A 16,030-nucleotide genomic window follows, 5' to 3' on the forward strand; every position below is an offset into this window, starting at 1 on the left:
AAATGGATGTTGTCCCGCGGTCGCCAAAGGTGTCTAACGGCCGGGAATCCGTTTGGATATATACATCCAATGCCGGCGACGCCTAATCCGCTCACGCAAATAGGTTCGTGAACGCCGGCCGATGCGTTAGCGGACTATTACCGCACCCCCTTGAAAGTCCGACGGCGGATCAGCAGTCCCCCGCGACGGGGCGCCTGAGCCTGCCACTTCGGGAAAGCAGTAACGCCCGGGTAACACGCGATGCTCAAGACTGAGGACGGAGCGGCACTTCGCTGACCGTTCAGACCGGCCTCACATCAATGTTGCTGACCCATCAGGTGAAGGAGAGCCAAAGATGCATGAGATCAACCAACTGAACCTCTCGGAGCCGCGCAGCCGTGAATTGTGCGGGACGATGGAAGTTCACCGCCGGCTGCTGAACGTGAGCGTCACTTACCAGGAACGCCGGGCACTGATTGATAACCGTGCCCTGGCATACGAAGACCAGACACGCGGTGTCGCCCGAAGCGGCGTCCTTGTCATTCCCGCCGTCGTCCACGTGGTGCACAATCCCGCTGTTCCTGCCCAGAACGTGAGTATGGAGCAGATTCAGCGCCAGGTCGAGGTGCTGAACGAGGATTTCCGGGCCAACAACTCCGATGCGTCCGGCGTGCCGCCGGTTTGGGCGGACCGACTGGCCGACTGCAATATTGAGTTCCGGCTCGCATCCCGAGATCCGGGCGGAAATCCGACCGATGGCATTACGCGGACCGCCTCGACGGTGCCGTTTTTCACCACTGAGCTGGACGACGTCAAGTCCAGGGCCACCGGCGGCGCAGACCCCTGGCCCAGTGACGAGTACCTCAACGTGTGGGTGTGCAACGACCTCCGGGACGGGATTGGCCGGGTCATTCTCGGCTACGCTCAATTCCCCGGGGGCCCGCCCACTACCGACGGTGTTGTCATCGCGAATTTCTGCTTCGGCAAGGGTGGAACGGCCCAAACTCCCTTCGACCTCGGCCGGACCGCTACCCACGAGATCGGTCACTGGTTGGACCTGCGGCACATCTGGGGCGACGACCGCGGCTCCTGCAGTGGCAGCGACATGGTGGAGGACACGCCCAACCAGGCCGACGCCACCTTCAATAGTCCGACGTTCCCGCAAATCAGCTGCAGCAACGGACCCAACGGCAACATGTTCATGAACTACATGGACTATACCGACGACGTTGCCATGTTCATGTTCACCAAGGGCCAGTCGAGGCGGATGGACGCATGCCTGGAGGGTGCCCGGGCTTCCTTCCTGGCCGCGGCTGCTTCGCCTACGTCCCACGGGGACGGGGAGTTGCTCCGTCTCCGGCACGAAGTCGAACGGCTCCGCCAAGACAACCACAACGCGATGTTGATGCTGAATGGCATCCGGGACGCGCTCAACAGTGACAGCGTCAACACTACGGGTGGATGATGGGTTGATGATGACTCCAGCCGGGCGGTGAGAGCCATGACCGGTCCCTCAGCTGAAATCACCGGTATCTGGCTGCACTGTCACGAGGAAGACACTCCCTCATCGATGGTCTTCCGCCCCCGAGACTACCCCTTACGCCCGGCTCGTTGGCGGGACGCACTTGAGTTGCGGGCGGACGGCACCTGCATCTGGCATGGAAGCAGCCCTGACGACCGCGGACAGTCCACCCCTGGCCGCTGGGAGGATATCGGAAACGGCCAGGCACAAATTACGATTGCCACGGCTGCGGGCGGTTCCTTCCCCCGCCGGATCCAGTCGTGGGCACCGGACAAGCTGATGGTTGAGAAGTACAACGACGCACCGGCCGCCGGAAACTGAGATGTTGTCCGATCCGTACTGCACAGTGCAGTAACGGCTCCGTAACGCCTCCAGGATCATAATGCGGCCGGAGGCGGATACGATTCAACGCCCTTAAAGATGCGAAGACTCAACCAGGAAGCGGATGGTGCATGATGGCTGGACCACAGGATGGACGCACAGCGGTAGCCAAAGATAGCGCAGCTGACCGCCTCAGCGAGGGCCTCGATCCTAGCACTAACAGGCTGGGCGAGACACTCGAAGCGCTTCCGGACGGGGTGGTGGCTGCCCTTGAAGTCCGGGATGCCTGGCGTCGGGAATTGGCAGAGAACATCGAAGCTCTTGAGTTCATAGTTGCAGATCTGCAGAGGTGGCCGGTGGGATCGGTGGTGCGGGTCGCGTTCCTCGATGGAGACTCCGCACTCCACGCCGATGTGGCAACAGCGACAGAACAAATTTCCGCCGCCATGAATCTCACACTAGATTTCGGGTTCGACGACGGAACGTACAGACGATGGACGCTGAGCGATACCCAGCTGAAGGCTGAGATCAGAGTGAGCTTCGACACGAACGGCTACTGGTCGCTGGTGGGCACCGACAGCACTGACACCACGATAGACCCGTCCGGTGGGCCGATCGGCGGCATGGCGAATCAGCGAAGCCTGAACCTGGGCGGCTATAAGGTGTCCAAGCCCCAGGGTTGGGAGGGAACCGTCCGGCACGAGTTCATGCACGCTCTGGCGTTCAAGCACGAACACCAGAACTTCCGCGGCCCCTGCGAGGCGGACTTCCGCTGGGAAAACGACCCCGGATACGTACCGACGACCGACCCAAGGGGCGTGTTCGTCCCCGATGTTGCAGGAAAAAGGCCAGGTATCTACACCTACCTCGCCGGACCGCCCAACAGGTGGTCGAAGGCCAAGGTGGACCACAACCTTCGCACAACGAATGACCCAAATTCGGTGATGGGCGAATTCGATTCCTCTTCGGTGATGCTCTATCGCTTCGCTCCGTTCTTCTACAAGTCGAGTCCCAGCGCTTGCGCTCCCGCAGGCCCCGGCAATGATCTGTCGACGGGCGACAAACGGGGGCTTCATTTGCTCTACCCGGAGGCCGCCGAAGAGGTAGCCAAGATGGCTGAGCAGTCGCTTCGTGGACTGGAGATCGTCAATTCGGAAAGCCAGCGTAACTCCACCTCCGTGTTCAACGATCGGCTCGTAGAACTCCTTACAGCCCACTCGGCAGTCGCCGACTGAGCAGGGTCACAACACTATTTGGTGGACTGCGTCCAGCGGGAGGTAGCGCGGCTCTATGTGGGCTGCTTCCTCTTGAGCGGTCACCGCTCCTAACGGATCAAACGGCACATACCGGGAGAAGTCGTGTCCGGTCGATTCGGCGAGGTTGGCGATCGCGATTTGGAACGTGCGGTACGCGCCAAGGACGAATCCCTCCACGGCCTCCGTCCGCGCGCGACGTTCGAGCAACTCCCGCATCATTTCTCCTTGGCTGATCACGTAGGCCGTCGCATGCAGCGCGCGCGTCCCGGAGGCCTCCATGACCACTAGCTTCCAGAACTCCCGTGGCGCGATCACGCCCGGTGCGATCTGTTGGTCGTCTTCCCGCATCACCGGCCCCGTGAAGACGCACGCCTTAAAGCCGTGCGTCTTGACGCTCGTCAGGATGTAATTTTCAAGTCCGAGCCAAAGCTGGGAACTGGAATTGAAGTCCCCGTGCTGGACGGCGGCGTTCGTATAGTGGAAAGTGTCGTCGTTGGCCCTCCGGGCGAGCCCGTTCGCTTCCTCCCCGGGGCCGCCTGCCGGCGGTGTATCGTCCCAGTTCGGATCCTCGCGCCGGACCAAGTGACCGCGGTCAATGTCCGGGTGGGCGTAATCCTCCTTGCGAAGCTGGATGGTGAGGGGGATCCGCCCGTCCTGGAACCATCTATCGTCCCCGCGCTTGATAGCAACGTGATGCAGCCCGTCGATGTTGACCGCCGTCATTGCCGGCTGGCGGCGGCTGCGGGAGAACTTCACCCCGAAGTGTGTGTAACGGATCTCGGACGGCTGGCTCGGGAGTTCGTCGCTCGGCGTTGCCAGATCGGCGGCGAGGGTACTCGATACGACCGGCCACGGAGCCGCGAGGTCACCTGTACCCAAAAAATGGGGATCGTAGCCGGCGCGACCGGCAAGGTCTGTTGGGTTATGGATTCCGTCCCGGCGTGCCTCGGCAGTCCCCGCGTCGGCGGCAGTGATCAAAATGGGACGCCTGCCGTCGAGCAGGTCCCGCAGCGTCCCAACCCCCACCGCGCTGTTGAAGCGCCCAAAAATTCCGGAGTAGTGCAGGCCCACCACCTTGCCGTCCACCAGGCGGATCAGCGGCGAACCTGAGTTGCCCCCGAGGCTGGTGCAGTCGTAACGCAAGGCAACCCCGGGCGCCAGGGCCTGCAGGATCTTCCCGGGCGCATATCGCTTAACGTCGTACAGATCGCGGAAATACCTCGCCATGTCAGAGGCGTCATTGCGGTCGTCATACGCAGGGTAGCCAACGAGTGCAACGAGGTCGCCGACGGCGGCATCACTGTCCGCGAGCGCCAACGGTGATGGCAAGTTCTTTCCCGTGATCCGCAGGAACGCCACATCGGGAGACGTTGTGTCGGCGAGGTAGGGGACGTCGACGACAGTGAACGGCGTCGCCTCGCTGGCGATGCTGCCGAACTCCTCGTTGAAGTCGAGCGACGCTCCATAGCGGATCTGGGATGGGTCGCGCATGAAGATCCCCTGCCCGTCGGCCGTGCGCCGCGCCACGAGCGCGGCCACATGACGGTTGGTGACCACGATACGATCCGCGCCTTCCGCCGCAATGACCCAGCCTGTTCCGCCCCAGGCCATGCGGAAATTGGTGAACTCAACCCGGCCGACCGATGGGATGGTCTTCTCGGTGCCGCGGATGCGGGCGTCCGTTCCGGGCGGGAAATCGTCCAGGCTGTCGTCCTGCCCCGCGCCGAGGACCACTTGGTTGTTCTTGATCAGCAGGGGTGGACGGCCCACGCGCTGCACAATCGCTTCGAGGTCGTCCATGGAGCTGACGTTTTCGAGTTGGTCGGCCGTGCTTCTGGCCGGGTGGCTGCCAAGGCCGGTTACCGCGAGGTTAGTGAGCCCCATTCGTGCGAGGAGGCCGCCGGCGACCTGCTTTTCGAGGGCGGCCCTCAGCTTTGGGGATTCCTGCAGCCGCTGTTGCGCCGTTGTCATAGTGACCATTTCCTTTCGAACGAATAGAGAACCGCCATGGGTGGCACGAATGCAGAAGGGACATGGTGCGCAAGCAGAGCCGCCGCGGCATCGTCCGGCGCCGAGCGTCGCGCCTCTCGATCGGCGGCCGGGTAGCGCCGGCGCAGGCGTTGAAACTCTTCCCGCGCTTTCCCAAGGTTCACTGCGCCTGACCAGATCCGGATTTGTTCGAGGCAGGCCTCTTCCGAGTCGAGCTGGGCGATACGGTCCACCATTGTTTCGTCCGGGCGTCGCGTCCAAGACGGAGGGTGGCTGGTCAGCCGTGATGGATAGGCCCATTGGCCCGCTGCCGTACGGCGCCATCGTTCGGAACTTCGAGCGAGCAGCCGGAGGTCTGGACGACGGAGCGCGACGGCGGCTGCCCCTAGCCACTCGGCGAGCAGACCGAGCGCGGCAAGGTTCTGGATTGACCCGCCCGGGGAAGGCGCAGGAGCGATGCTCCAGTCCCCCGCACCGCTGGGCGGCAGGCCGCCGGCCTCGGCCAGCTCAAAGTCCGTGCGCGCGAGATGACGGAGCATGGCATCGCCCGGATCCAGCTGCTGCATCGTCTCTGTGACCGGACCGTAGGGCGTCGCACTGGCGAGGACACGTGCTGCCCCGGCCGGCGTGGCAAGGTCGGGTGCCGTTGGGACCGGCATGTTCGTCTCCCTGACCGTGGTGGTCGGTGAAGTCACGTTCGCCGCGAACCGGCTGGCCTGCACCGCCAGCGAATCGAGCACTTGCGGTGACGGCACGCCGGACACCCACGTCGTCGTCGGCGACCAAACCACGGCCGCGGCATCGACGGGGTCGCTGACACCCCATGAAGAGCGCAGTTGTGGTGCGCCGGTATGCACCAGTGCGAACCCGAGGGCTCCGTTGGCCAACGAACCGTTCAACCCCCGTTCACGCAGCTCGGTGGCGAGTTCAGCCAGCCCCGGGTCCGCCGTGAATGCACTCTCGAGGGCTGCGAATCCCGACTCGGCCCACATCTCGAGGTGGGCAAGGGTAGTAGTCTGCGCCCTCTCGCGAAAGCGGCCATCGAAGTACCGGTGCGGATCGAACCCGTGCAGGGCATCTGACCAGCGGCCCGCGCGCCACAAGAAGGAGCGGGCCACGTCTAAGGCCGGTGAGTGAGGGTCACCAGGGCTTTGGCCGAAGGACCTCCCGTAAACATAGGCGGCTTCCCGGATATCCCCACGCTCAAGGGTCGCTTCGAGTTCGCGGGCGGCACCCTCGTGGTCCACAGAGAGAGCAGATTTCGAGCCGCGTCGGAACTTCGACGTTCGCAGGCCGATGGAGTCCCGTACGAGGTCTTGTGCGGCCGCGGGCAGTTCCGAGACGGATTGGCGGTCAAGCTGTTGAAGTACCTCCGGTGCGATACGAGGAGGCCGTCCGCCCGAGCGCATCGCTTGAAGGCGGTGGTAGGCGGCCTCGAGCTGCGCGAACGGTTCGGGGCGTCGCTCAAACCATCTCGCGGCCCTCAGGTTCAGGCCGACCGTTGCGGAAGGTTCCCCGGCGTTGTACAGCAGTTCGAGCAAGGAGGCCCGCACGTCCGGCCGGTGGCGGACCCAGCCTGGCACGGCGTCAGGCTCAACCAGCCAGCGCTGATTGGCCAGCGCCTCGAAAGCGGCGACTGCATCGGGCGCCTGCATGTCATCCAGCCCTACGTGCGGCGCCAGCACCTCGGCGATGATGTCGGCGTTGATCCTGCGTATCAGGAGGGCGGGCTGCGCGAGTAGGCGCAGGTTCTCATCACCGGTTCGGGACAGCAGGAAGCGGTAGAGATAGACGGCCGCGAGGTCCCCTTGTCCCGAGACGCCCTCTAGCGCCATCGGTCCGGACTGGCGGACAGCCAAGGCAGCCAGCCGGAGCAGGAGCGGGATTCCATCGGATACTTCACGTATGCGCTGGAACATGTCGGACCCCGCGTCGTAGCGGCTGAGCAGGCGGTCGGCGTTCTCGTCGTCGAGTCCGCCCAGCTCGATCCGTTCGCCCACTCGTTCCGGCACACTCTCGAGTGCTGGCCCCCGGCCGGCCGCGATGACCGCCAGCGGGCGCAGCCCTTGTCTGCACAATTCGTCGATAGTCTCGAACAGGCGAAGCGGGTGCGTCTCTCCCCGGCCCCGAAGCACCTCAACCGTGTCGAGGATCAGCAGGACCGGGCGGCCGACGACGAGGACGGTCTCGCCGAGCACCCGCGACAGTTCCTGGGGAATGTGCTGGCGCCCGGAACCCTTGGTGTTTCCGTCCGGAGACGACCCGGCTCCCGCCGCTGCCAAGCGGGCTTGACGAAGCGGCGACGTGGTCGGACCCGACTCAAGCGCGACCTGGCGGCTTATCTCTACAGTGAGACCGACCTGGTCCTGAATGTCCAGTCCCCCACGGTCGAAGTCGAGCCTGACGACCAGCCACGGCGGGGCCTGGATGCCTGCGCGGCGGGCCGTCTCGTCGATGAGCGTCGATTTCCCGATTCCGGGAAGTCCGGTGATGTAAAGGGCGGCTACCGGCCCATCTGTGAACGGTCGGCTGAGCCAGCGTTCAGCCTGCGCAATCTCGGCGTGCCGGCCGTAGAAACCTCGGTCCTGCATCAGCTGCGCACGGGCGTCCGCATCAAAACGCCCCAGCGCAGAGCGGACGGATGCCAGTGCCTGGTGCGCGGCGGCCTGCGGGCCAGCGCGATCAAGGGCCGTGGCCACACGCGCGAGCGAGTCACGGTCCAGCGGTGGCTCCAGCAGGTGTGTGATTCCTGCTCCAGTGTAGGGGGACACCCCCGCGAGGGCGTCGAGTAGTGCCTCGGTAGCGGGATCCCGCGGATATTGGCGCCGCAAACGGATCTCCGAGTCGAGGGTCCCTCCGGATTCCAACGCCGCAAGTTCGCGACGGCGCACGGTGCCGCGCATCAACCACCCGCTCGGTTTGCTCGTGTCACACGCATTGGCCAGGTTGACGGTGACAGCCAGGGCGGCGTCTGGTGAGACATCACCGAGCATGTTCAGCAGCGCTCCCGGGTCGAAGGGACCGGAGAGCGCAGCAAACCTGCGGGCGCGTTCGATGAATGGGCGGGCCTCTTCGATGCTCATCCGCCGCCGCCCGCGATGAGTCGCAGGTCGGCCCTAAGGCGTTCGCTGACGGTAGCGAGCAGTTCCTGAGCGTAGAGACCGTTGACGTGAGGGAGGTCAAACAATGCACGATCGGTCGCGTACGCGACCCGGCCCTCCTCGACGGCGCCGGTCAAATCCATCGATGCGACGGTGAGCAGATCGAGGATGTCGGCGCGGCGGAAGTCTCCGATGAACTCGACGACGAGGCCGGGCGAGCGGTCGGTCTCAGTGGCCGGCAAACCTGCGAATTCGGGTCCTGGAAGGGTAAGCGTCTCGAGTCCTGCGATGACGAGCCGCAGCCGGGGTTTGGTGAGGGAGGCGCCGACGAGGCCTTCGATTGTGACGCGGGCAGCTTCCGTCAATGGCACCGTGGGATTATCGATAAATAACCACACTGTCCTTCCTGCCTTGGCCGCTGCCGCTTCTATTGCTGCAGCAAGATTCTCTGCCCGTTCCCTGGCAGCCGCTTCCGGTGGCGCCTTACCTGCTGCCGCGCTGGCTTGTTCGGCAAGGGGTTCGGGAAGGTCCAGTCCTCCGAGCCGCACTCTGCGGCGGATGTCTGCGATTAGGTCATCCACGATCTGATCCTGCATGATGCGGACCAGGCAATGCTCGGGGCCTTGGCGGACGAGGAGTTGTTGAAGGATGTCGTGGCTGAATCCGAGACCCGTCGAGGTGGATTCGATTACGGCCCGCTTGATCCGCACGCCGCGGACGCGACCGGCGGCGTGGCCGGCCTCGGCGATGGCTTGGAAGAACTGGTTGCGGCCGATGACGAGAGGTCCGCTGACCGTCCCATCCAGCGACCAGAGCGTCGGTGGAGCTACATCGTTACGGACGTGGTCCACAATCGAATTGATGAAGCTCCCGGCGGGGATAAATCGTGCACTGGCGTCGAACTCACCTTGATGTATCCCTATGAACTGGAGGTTTTTGTCAAAGCACGCTCCGCCTGACGAGCCACCTGCCGTAGGGACGTTGTGACGCCATCGGGCTGTGACGTTACTGATCTTGGCCGCGAAGCCGAAGTCGATGACATGATCCGTTCCACCCGGGAAGTGGATCAGGACGACGCGGCCCCTGTTTCTGGGCAGGGGCGGGGGCGACATAAGTCTTATGTGCCCGAGGTGGGTCGCAGCAGGCAGGACCATCTGCAGCAGGGCTACATCGTGGCGGTCATTGACATCCGAGTCCTTGAGGGGTGCGCGGCTCTCATACTCAGCATCGCCGCACTCTGACCGGAATATTGTGGGGACCTTGATGGCGAACTTCATGTTGTCGGCAAGCAAGACCTCCAAGTTCGGTGCGGGTTCCTGCGGTTTCCCCGGTCCAGCGACGGCGATGACATGCCAGGACGTAAGGACCAGGCTCGGTCCAACCAGCACGCCGCTGCCGGCCACACGATTATTCTTAAGTACCCTGCAGCGGAAGGCCTGGGCCTGGGCGAGGAACCGACGCAGCTCCTCAGTGGGTATGACGCCGTCGGGATCGTCCAGCACGCTGTCATCGAGCTGAAGGCCACGGGCGCGAAGGGCACCGACGAATGACGCCACGAGTCCCATGGCCTCAAGTTGTTCCAGCCAGAACTTGGCTGGATCCTTATTCACGCGGGCAGCCACGACATTGATCGCCTCGACAGTCAGCGGGCTGTCTCCGGACTGGACCGCGAGGAGGGCGCCGGCCGCCTCTGCCCCATGATGACGGATGGTGTCCAGGATCGCATCTTCATCCACGTGCGTGACTCCTCAGATATGCGAAGACGTTCCTTCCAATATTGGGTCACCCGGGCCAGTTCCTTTGGCCGTGTCGGACCAGGTCCACGAGCCCTCCCTGGACCGAGATCAGCACGCAGGGCGAATTCAATCTCTTTGCCGGGGCTGTCGTTGTCGATGTCGCGAACACCCATGTCGAGTTCCACCGCGGGCCTGTCACCGTAGGTGCCAGGGTAACCGGAAGAGACGAACCGCTTGTTGTAGTACTCGTCTTCGTTGCCGAACGACGCCGCCCCCATCCACCCCAGAGCCCTGCCCAGCGGGTTGAACAGCTTGCAGATGATGTAGTCGTACCCGGTGACGCTTCCGTTCGTGTTATGGACGATTCCGACAGTGCACATCGGGTACAGCATGGGATTAGGCTCTTCGTGCACCGCAGGCGCGATGAATCGCTGCCCCTCCACCGAGAATGACTCAACAGAAGCCGGGTCGGTGAAGGTAGCCCACGGTGGACAGTACGGCTCCGTCCTTTGCCCTTCATCCGGCGCCGTTTCAGGAGGACCCTGTTCGGTCTGTTCTTGTCCCGGAATCACCCTGAGCAGCATCTTGACGTCCTCGGGAATCTCCGGTCGATCCAGAAGGTTCAGCGTAGGCGCGGTTTCAGTCATTGGATTTCCTGTCTCATTTGCCTGGTTTTCCAACAAAGCCGGCAGCGCTCGGGGCCGACCTCGAGACGGTAAGCAGCCTCGAGCAGCGGGGGCGGAGTGGGTCCGGCCCGGTCCGGGGGTTCGAATCGCCCGGTTCAAGAAGCCGGACGCGCCAAGCGCTCACGCAGGTCATATCGCCTCACTCGGACGGGCTCATGCAGTGTTTCCAGTAGACGCCCATGGCGTTACCGCCGCGTTATTGGGAGGCACGCTATGGAGAGGTGGGTTGCCCTGCGGTGTTACTTTGCCGCAGGGCCAGCCCCGTTCCGCGATTCGTATCCGGTGCTGGATGCGGTTCATACCGGCGAGGCATCGTCATTGGGCGGCCGGGCCGTAGGGGCGCACTCCAACCTGTGCATGTGTGCCTTGAACATGCCGCCGGCCGCGGCCCACACCTACGGGGCGCGGCACGTCTTTAGGCTGACACACTTGACGCTGACGCGCTCGGCTTGTGTCTTCCCCAAAATCTGGTTATCGATTGCCGGCGTCCCGTCTCATCGTGACGCTTACGCAGGCATGATGCCCGAGCGGCGGAGCAGCGCCTGCGTTTTCGGGTGCTTCGGGGACGTGAAAATTTCGCTTGGCGGCCCCTCTTCGACTATGACGCCTTGGTCCATGACGACAATACGGTCCGCTATTTCGCGGGCGAACTGCATCTCGTGGGTGACAATCACCATCGTGGTGCCCTGCTGGGCAATCTTCTGGATCACCGCGAGGACTTCACCCACCAGCTCGGGATCCAGTGCGGAAGTCGGCTCGTCGAAGAGCATCACGGCGGGTTCCATGGCGAGAGCCCGGGCGATGGCGACCCGCTGCTTCTGGCCGCCGGAAAGCTTGCTGGGATAGTTCTCCATCTTGTCGCCCAAGCCCACCATTTCAAGGTTGGGAACGGCTTTGGCACGCGCCTCGGCAGCAGAGAGCTTTTTGACGTCGCGTAGTGGCGCCATAACATTCCCCAGGGCCGTCTTGTTCAGGAACAGGTTGAAGTGCTGGAACACGAAGCCGATATCGGTCCGTTTCTGGGCAGTGATTGACGCCTTTTCCGCGACCAGTTCACCGTTTCGTTCGTCGTAGCCGATCAGGTGTCCATTGACGTAGATCCGGCCGGCGTCGATAGTCTCGAGCTTGTTCATGCAGCGCAACAGGGTGCTCTTGCCGGACCCACTGGACCCCAGGATGGCTATGGTCTCACCGCGATGGACTACCAGGTCGACGCCTTTGAGTACCTCGACCCTTTTCCGTTCGTGGGCCTGGCCTCTGAGCCGCTGCCAAAGGGTCGGCTTCGTGTCGGAGACGAAGGTCTTGTGGACGTCCCGGACGTCAATAATGGTGTTGTCAGCCATTGGCCCGTGCCTTTCGTTCAAGCACTACCACGACGCGCGAAAGTGGAAGGCTGATAATCAGATAGAGAATGGCCGCTGCGGTGTAGATCGCCGTGGTCTGGAAGGTCTGGCTGTTGAGGATATTGGCGGTCTTCAGAATCTCTGTCACGGCGATGACCGAGGTCAGTGCGGTGTCCTTGATCATTGCGATGAAGTAGTTTCCGATCGGCCCCATGGAAACCACGAAGGATTGGGGAATGACCACCTTCCACAAAGTCTTGCTGGGCGTGTAGCCGAGCGACAGCGCTGCCTCCGTTTGGCCGTGTTCCACGGACAATATCGCGGAGCGGAAAACCTCGGAGAGGTAGGCGGCGTAGTTCAGGCCAAGGCCCAGGATACCGGCCGGTATGGGCTCAATACTGATGCCGATGCTCGGAAGCACGAAGAAGATGTAGACCAATTGAACCAGCAGCGGAGTGCCACGTATGACCTCCAGGTAGACCGTTGCAATGCCCCTGAGGATTTTGATCGATGAAATGCGCGCGAGGGCGATGAGCAGCCCCAGAACAAGGGCCAGCACCATGGCACCCAGGGCCAGTTGGATGACAACGGGGACGGCCTGGAGGAGTGCCGGGAAAACGGCGAAAGTGTTGTTGATGAAGTCCACTGGAAATCCCTAAGTAGGGTCGGGCCGGGACCGACCGGCACCGCTTGTGAAGCGGATGCCCGCCGGTCCCTGCGTGATTCTGAAACTTACTTGGACGTGTTCGCTTCGCCGAGGCCGTACTTCTTAAGGATCTCCAGGTACTTGGGGCTCTTCTTGAGTTCTGCCAAGCCGGAGTTCAGGTCTTCCAACAACTGTGTGTCGTCCTTGCGCACGCCGGCGCCGATGAGGCCCGGGTAGAACGGCTCGTACGGGGATACGAGCTTGAGCTTCGGGTTCGGCTTCTGGACCAGGCTGTAGCCGATCACGGCGCTGTCGGTGAAGACGGCGTCAACCTGCTTGTTTTCCACTGCCGCCAGCAGGGCCGCCTGCGAGTCGAAAAGTTTGACCTGGCTGCCGCCCAGGCTATCGACGAGGTCCTTGAAAACGGTGCCAGTCTGGGCGCCGAGGACCTTTCCCTTGACGTCGTCGCGGGAGGCCAGATTTGAATCGGCCGGGACCACCATGGCTTCGCCTTCGGTGTACCAGGGCTCGGTGAAGTTGATCTCCTTCTTGCGGTCATCGGTGATGTACATGGCATCGACGATTACGTCGGCCTTTTTGGCGTTGAGTGCCGCGATCAGTGTGGCGAACTCCGAGGTGAAGACCTTGACCTTCCAGCCCTTGGCCTCTGCGATGGCATTGATCATGTCCCCATCGATGCCTTTGAGCTCACCGGTTGCCTGGTCCGTGAAGGAGAACGGCGCATCGTTGGACGTCGCGATGGTGATGGTCTTCTCTTCGGTGCCACCGCCGCTGGCTGCACCGCCTGTTGCACCGCATGCGGTCAAGGCCAGGGCAACTGCAACACCCATTGGCACGAGCGTAGCGAAACGGGTGCGGAGCATTTTGTTCTTCATCGTTGCGAACCTTTGTTAGAGATTTTGTCTATTGAGTGAAACGGTCGAGACGCAGTGCGGCGGTAGCCTTGTGGGCTGCCATACCTTCGGCGTCGGAAATCGTTGTGACGTAATTGGCCAGACGGGGGGTTGCGTCTTTTTCGACCCGCTGGAAGGTGAGCGGCTTGAGGAAACGGGCCACGGAGAGTCCGGCTGATGACCGGGCACCCCCGCCCGTGGGCAACACGTGGTTTGTGCCGGACGAGCCTTTGTCCGAGTAGGCCACCGTGGACCAGGGCCCCAGGAAGATGGAACCGTAATTTTGCAGGTTCTCGTGATAGTAAGAATCGTCGGAGGTCTGGATCTCCAGGTGCTCCGGCGCCAGCAGGTCCATGATCTGTACCGCCGTTTCACGGTCCTCGGCCACGTAGACCGTGCCGTAGTCCCGCCACGCCGGTCCGGCAATGTCCCGCGTGGCCAGGGTCCGCAGCTGCTTGTCGATGTGCCGAATGACCTCTTCGCCGAGCTTATGCGACGTCGTAACGAGCGCAGCCGGTGACTGCGGACCGTGTTCGGCCTGGCCGAGGAGATCAGCAGCCACAAGTTCGGCGTCGGCGGTTTCGTCCGCAATCACGGCAACTTCGGACGGGCCGGCCAGGAGATCGATTCCGACGCGCCCGAAGAGCTGCCGTTTAGCCTCCGTAACATAGGCGTTTCCTGCCCCCACCAGGATGTCCGCCGGTTGCTCCCCCAGAAGGCCGAAGGCCATGGCGGCCATCGCCTGCACCCCGCCGAGGGCGAAGGCCCGGTCCACACCGGCCAGATAGGCGGCGTACAGCACGGCGGGGTTACCGCCGTCGGGCCCGGAAGGTGGCGTGCAGGCCACAACATTGCGGACGCCAGCGGCTTTGGCGACCCCTACCGTCATAAATGCGCTGGCGAGAATCGGGAACCGGCCTGCCGGGAGATAGGCGCCGACGCGGGCCACCGGGATGTATTTCTGTCCCATGAAGACGCCGGGGAGGAGTTCGGTTTCAAAGTCAAGGAGGCGTTCGCGCTGCTCGACGGCGAATAGCCGGGTCCGCTCGGCACTGGCTATGAGCGCCTCCCGAAGTTCAGGGGATAGCGAGTCGCCGGTCCTGGCCAGGTCGCCCTGACTGATCTCCGGGTTTGACCCCTGCCATCCGTCCAGCTTGTTGGCGTATTTGAGGACGGCGTCCATTCCGTTGGCCTCGATGTCAGCGAGGATCGCCGACACGGTTGACACAACTTCGGGCAGCCGCTGGGCGGGAACGCCGCCAATGGCCGGGCTTTTCAGGGTATGGAAGCTTCCCTGAATGTGCGTTGTGTCACGTGCGGATAGGTGCATGCTCCAAAGCTAATGACTCTCCAGCCATCGCACAACGGGAGCTAAACAAGTGCCACCCACAGGGTTTCCCTATGCGTTGAGTGGTCTGTTTCAGCCATGTAACGGAGCCGTCTCTGTCACAATGAACCCCCAAAAACCCTGATATTCCGGGCTTTGACTAGCATGGGTACATGACCCTCGCGCAACTCCGGGCTTTCCTCGCAGCGTATGAACTGGGTTCCTTCACTGCCGCGGCGCAAAAACTGGAAACAAGTCAGGCCTCCGTGTCCGAGCTCATCGGCCGGCTGGAGCACGAGCTTGAACACAGGCTCTTTACCCGGGGCGGGCGGCGTCTTTTACCCACCACGGCCGCCGTCGAACTGCAGGTGCATGCGCTGCAGTCCGTCACCTCGTTCGACAGCGGCGTGGAGGCTCTGAAATCCATGTCATCACTCGAAGGAGGCGTCTGCACGTTCGGTGTCCTGCGGTACGGCGCCCACTACGACCTGGCCGACCTGGTGCAGCGCTTCCACCGGCGGTATCCCAAGGTAAAGGTGCGCCTCGTCGGGCTGAATTCCTTGGCCGTGGCGGAATCAGTACTGTCGGGAGAAATTGAAGCAGGGCTGATCGTCCTGCCCGTGGCAGAGGCTGGCCTTCAGGTCCGGCCCCTGTTCCGTGACGAAGTTTTTTACGTATCGGCCACCCGGAGTCCAACGCGTGGTCCGGTGACCATCGAGGAACTGACGGAATCAAAGCTGGTCCTGTATGACGCCTTCGCTGGCTGGCAAGACCCGACGAGGCGGCAAGTCCTGGAGCGAGCCCGACTCAAGGGACTTAAAATCGACCCCGCAATCGAGGTCGAACATGTTGATACCGCCTTAGGACTTGCGGCAACCGGAGCGGTCGACACCTTTGTCCCCCAAGCAACCACCAAGGCACCGGGTTTTCCGAAGAACCTTCGTGCTGTTCCTTTTGCCGAGCCGTTGTATGACACGATCGCCCTGATTCAGCGGGAGGGTGCGTATCTCTCCCCCGCGACCCGCAAGATGGCTCAGATGGCCGCCCGGACCCTGCTGGCGAGAGTAACGCCGGAGCAGGACGTCCAGGGTTGGCTCCCGTCCTAAGCCCCAGCCGCACCATCGGTCGGCTAATAGGCAGCATGAGGAATGAGCTCCCCCCTTTGGGCCGCAACAGGCTCCCTTGTCTGCGTCCCGCGCGGCGTCCAAAC

The 16,030-nt window shown here is 62.9% G+C and carries 12 protein-coding genes; 4 read left to right on the forward strand and 8 right to left on the reverse strand.

Annotation, left to right across the window (positions count from 1 at the left end):
- Nucleotides 1-334: 334 nt before the first annotated feature.
- The 3 genes from ACQCSV_RS11440 to ACQCSV_RS11450 all read left to right on the forward strand — a co-directional run bounded on the left by ACQCSV_RS11440 (nucleotide 335) and on the right by ACQCSV_RS11450 (nucleotide 3,057).
- Nucleotides 335-1,444, forward strand: coding sequence for a zinc metalloprotease (locus ACQCSV_RS11440; RefSeq protein ID WP_426938426.1), 1,110 nt, complete (start codon nucleotides 335-337; stop codon nucleotides 1,442-1,444).
- Between the two features lie 36 nt (nucleotides 1,445-1,480).
- Nucleotides 1,481-1,822 carry a hypothetical protein gene (locus tag ACQCSV_RS11445; protein ID WP_426938427.1) on the forward strand — a complete coding sequence of 114 codons (342 nt, stop codon included), beginning with the start codon at nucleotides 1,481-1,483 and terminating at the stop codon, nucleotides 1,820-1,822.
- A 299-nt stretch (nucleotides 1,823-2,121) separates the two neighbouring features.
- Entirely contained in the window at nucleotides 2,122-3,057 is a 936-nt protein-coding gene (locus ACQCSV_RS11450; RefSeq protein WP_426938428.1) for a hypothetical protein, read from the forward strand.
- Nucleotides 3,058-3,063: 6 nt separating this feature from the next.
- On the opposite strand, the gene ACQCSV_RS11455 is transcribed toward ACQCSV_RS11450, so the two are convergent.
- From ACQCSV_RS11455 to hisD, 8 genes are all read right to left on the reverse strand, one after another.
- Nucleotides 3,064-5,049: a DNA/RNA non-specific endonuclease gene (locus tag ACQCSV_RS11455; protein ID WP_426938429.1), complete on the reverse strand. Its 1,986-nt coding sequence runs from the start codon at nucleotides 5,047-5,049 to the stop codon at nucleotides 3,064-3,066.
- Nucleotides 5,046-8,150, reverse strand: a complete 3,105-nt coding sequence (locus tag ACQCSV_RS11460; RefSeq protein WP_426938430.1) for an AAA family ATPase — start codon at nucleotides 8,148-8,150, stop codon at nucleotides 5,046-5,048. The genes ACQCSV_RS11455 and ACQCSV_RS11460 overlap by 4 nt, the downstream gene beginning before the upstream one ends.
- Nucleotides 8,147-9,904 (reverse strand): trypsin-like serine peptidase, encoded by a 1,758-nt coding sequence (locus tag ACQCSV_RS11465; RefSeq protein ID WP_426938431.1) that lies wholly within the window; start codon nucleotides 9,902-9,904, stop codon nucleotides 8,147-8,149. The genes ACQCSV_RS11460 and ACQCSV_RS11465 overlap by 4 nt, the downstream gene beginning before the upstream one ends.
- On the reverse strand, nucleotides 9,811-10,551 hold the full coding sequence (locus ACQCSV_RS11470; RefSeq protein WP_426938432.1) for a hypothetical protein: 741 nt from the start codon (nucleotides 10,549-10,551) through the stop codon (nucleotides 9,811-9,813). The genes ACQCSV_RS11465 and ACQCSV_RS11470 overlap by 94 nt, the downstream gene beginning before the upstream one ends.
- A 545-nt stretch (nucleotides 10,552-11,096) precedes the next feature.
- Nucleotides 11,097-11,933: an amino acid ABC transporter ATP-binding protein gene (locus tag ACQCSV_RS11475; protein ID WP_426938433.1), complete on the reverse strand. Its 837-nt coding sequence runs from the start codon at nucleotides 11,931-11,933 to the stop codon at nucleotides 11,097-11,099.
- The gene (locus tag ACQCSV_RS11480; RefSeq protein WP_426938434.1) at nucleotides 11,926-12,579 is read right to left on the reverse strand and encodes an amino acid ABC transporter permease; all 654 of its coding nucleotides are present in this window, start codon (nucleotides 12,577-12,579) and stop codon (nucleotides 11,926-11,928) included. Before ACQCSV_RS11480 ends, ACQCSV_RS11475 begins: the two co-directional genes overlap by 8 nt.
- An 86-nt stretch (nucleotides 12,580-12,665) precedes the next feature.
- The gene (locus tag ACQCSV_RS11485) at nucleotides 12,666-13,475 is read right to left on the reverse strand and encodes an ABC transporter substrate-binding protein (protein ID WP_426938435.1); all 810 of its coding nucleotides are present in this window, start codon (nucleotides 13,473-13,475) and stop codon (nucleotides 12,666-12,668) included.
- A 28-nt stretch (nucleotides 13,476-13,503) separates the two neighbouring features.
- On the reverse strand, nucleotides 13,504-14,823 hold the full coding sequence (gene hisD / locus ACQCSV_RS11490) for a histidinol dehydrogenase (protein WP_426938436.1): 1,320 nt from the start codon (nucleotides 14,821-14,823) through the stop codon (nucleotides 13,504-13,506).
- Nucleotides 14,824-14,993: 170 nt separating this feature from the next.
- On the opposite strand from hisD, the gene ACQCSV_RS11495 reads away from it, so the two are divergent.
- A complete protein-coding gene (locus ACQCSV_RS11495; protein WP_426938437.1) occupies nucleotides 14,994-15,926 on the forward strand; it encodes a LysR family transcriptional regulator in 933 nt (310 codons plus the stop codon).
- The last annotated feature ends 104 nt before the right edge of the window (nucleotides 15,927-16,030 follow it).

Source organism: Pseudarthrobacter sp. S3 (assembly GCF_050156905.1).
Classification (GTDB): domain Bacteria; phylum Actinomycetota; class Actinomycetes; order Actinomycetales; family Micrococcaceae; genus Arthrobacter.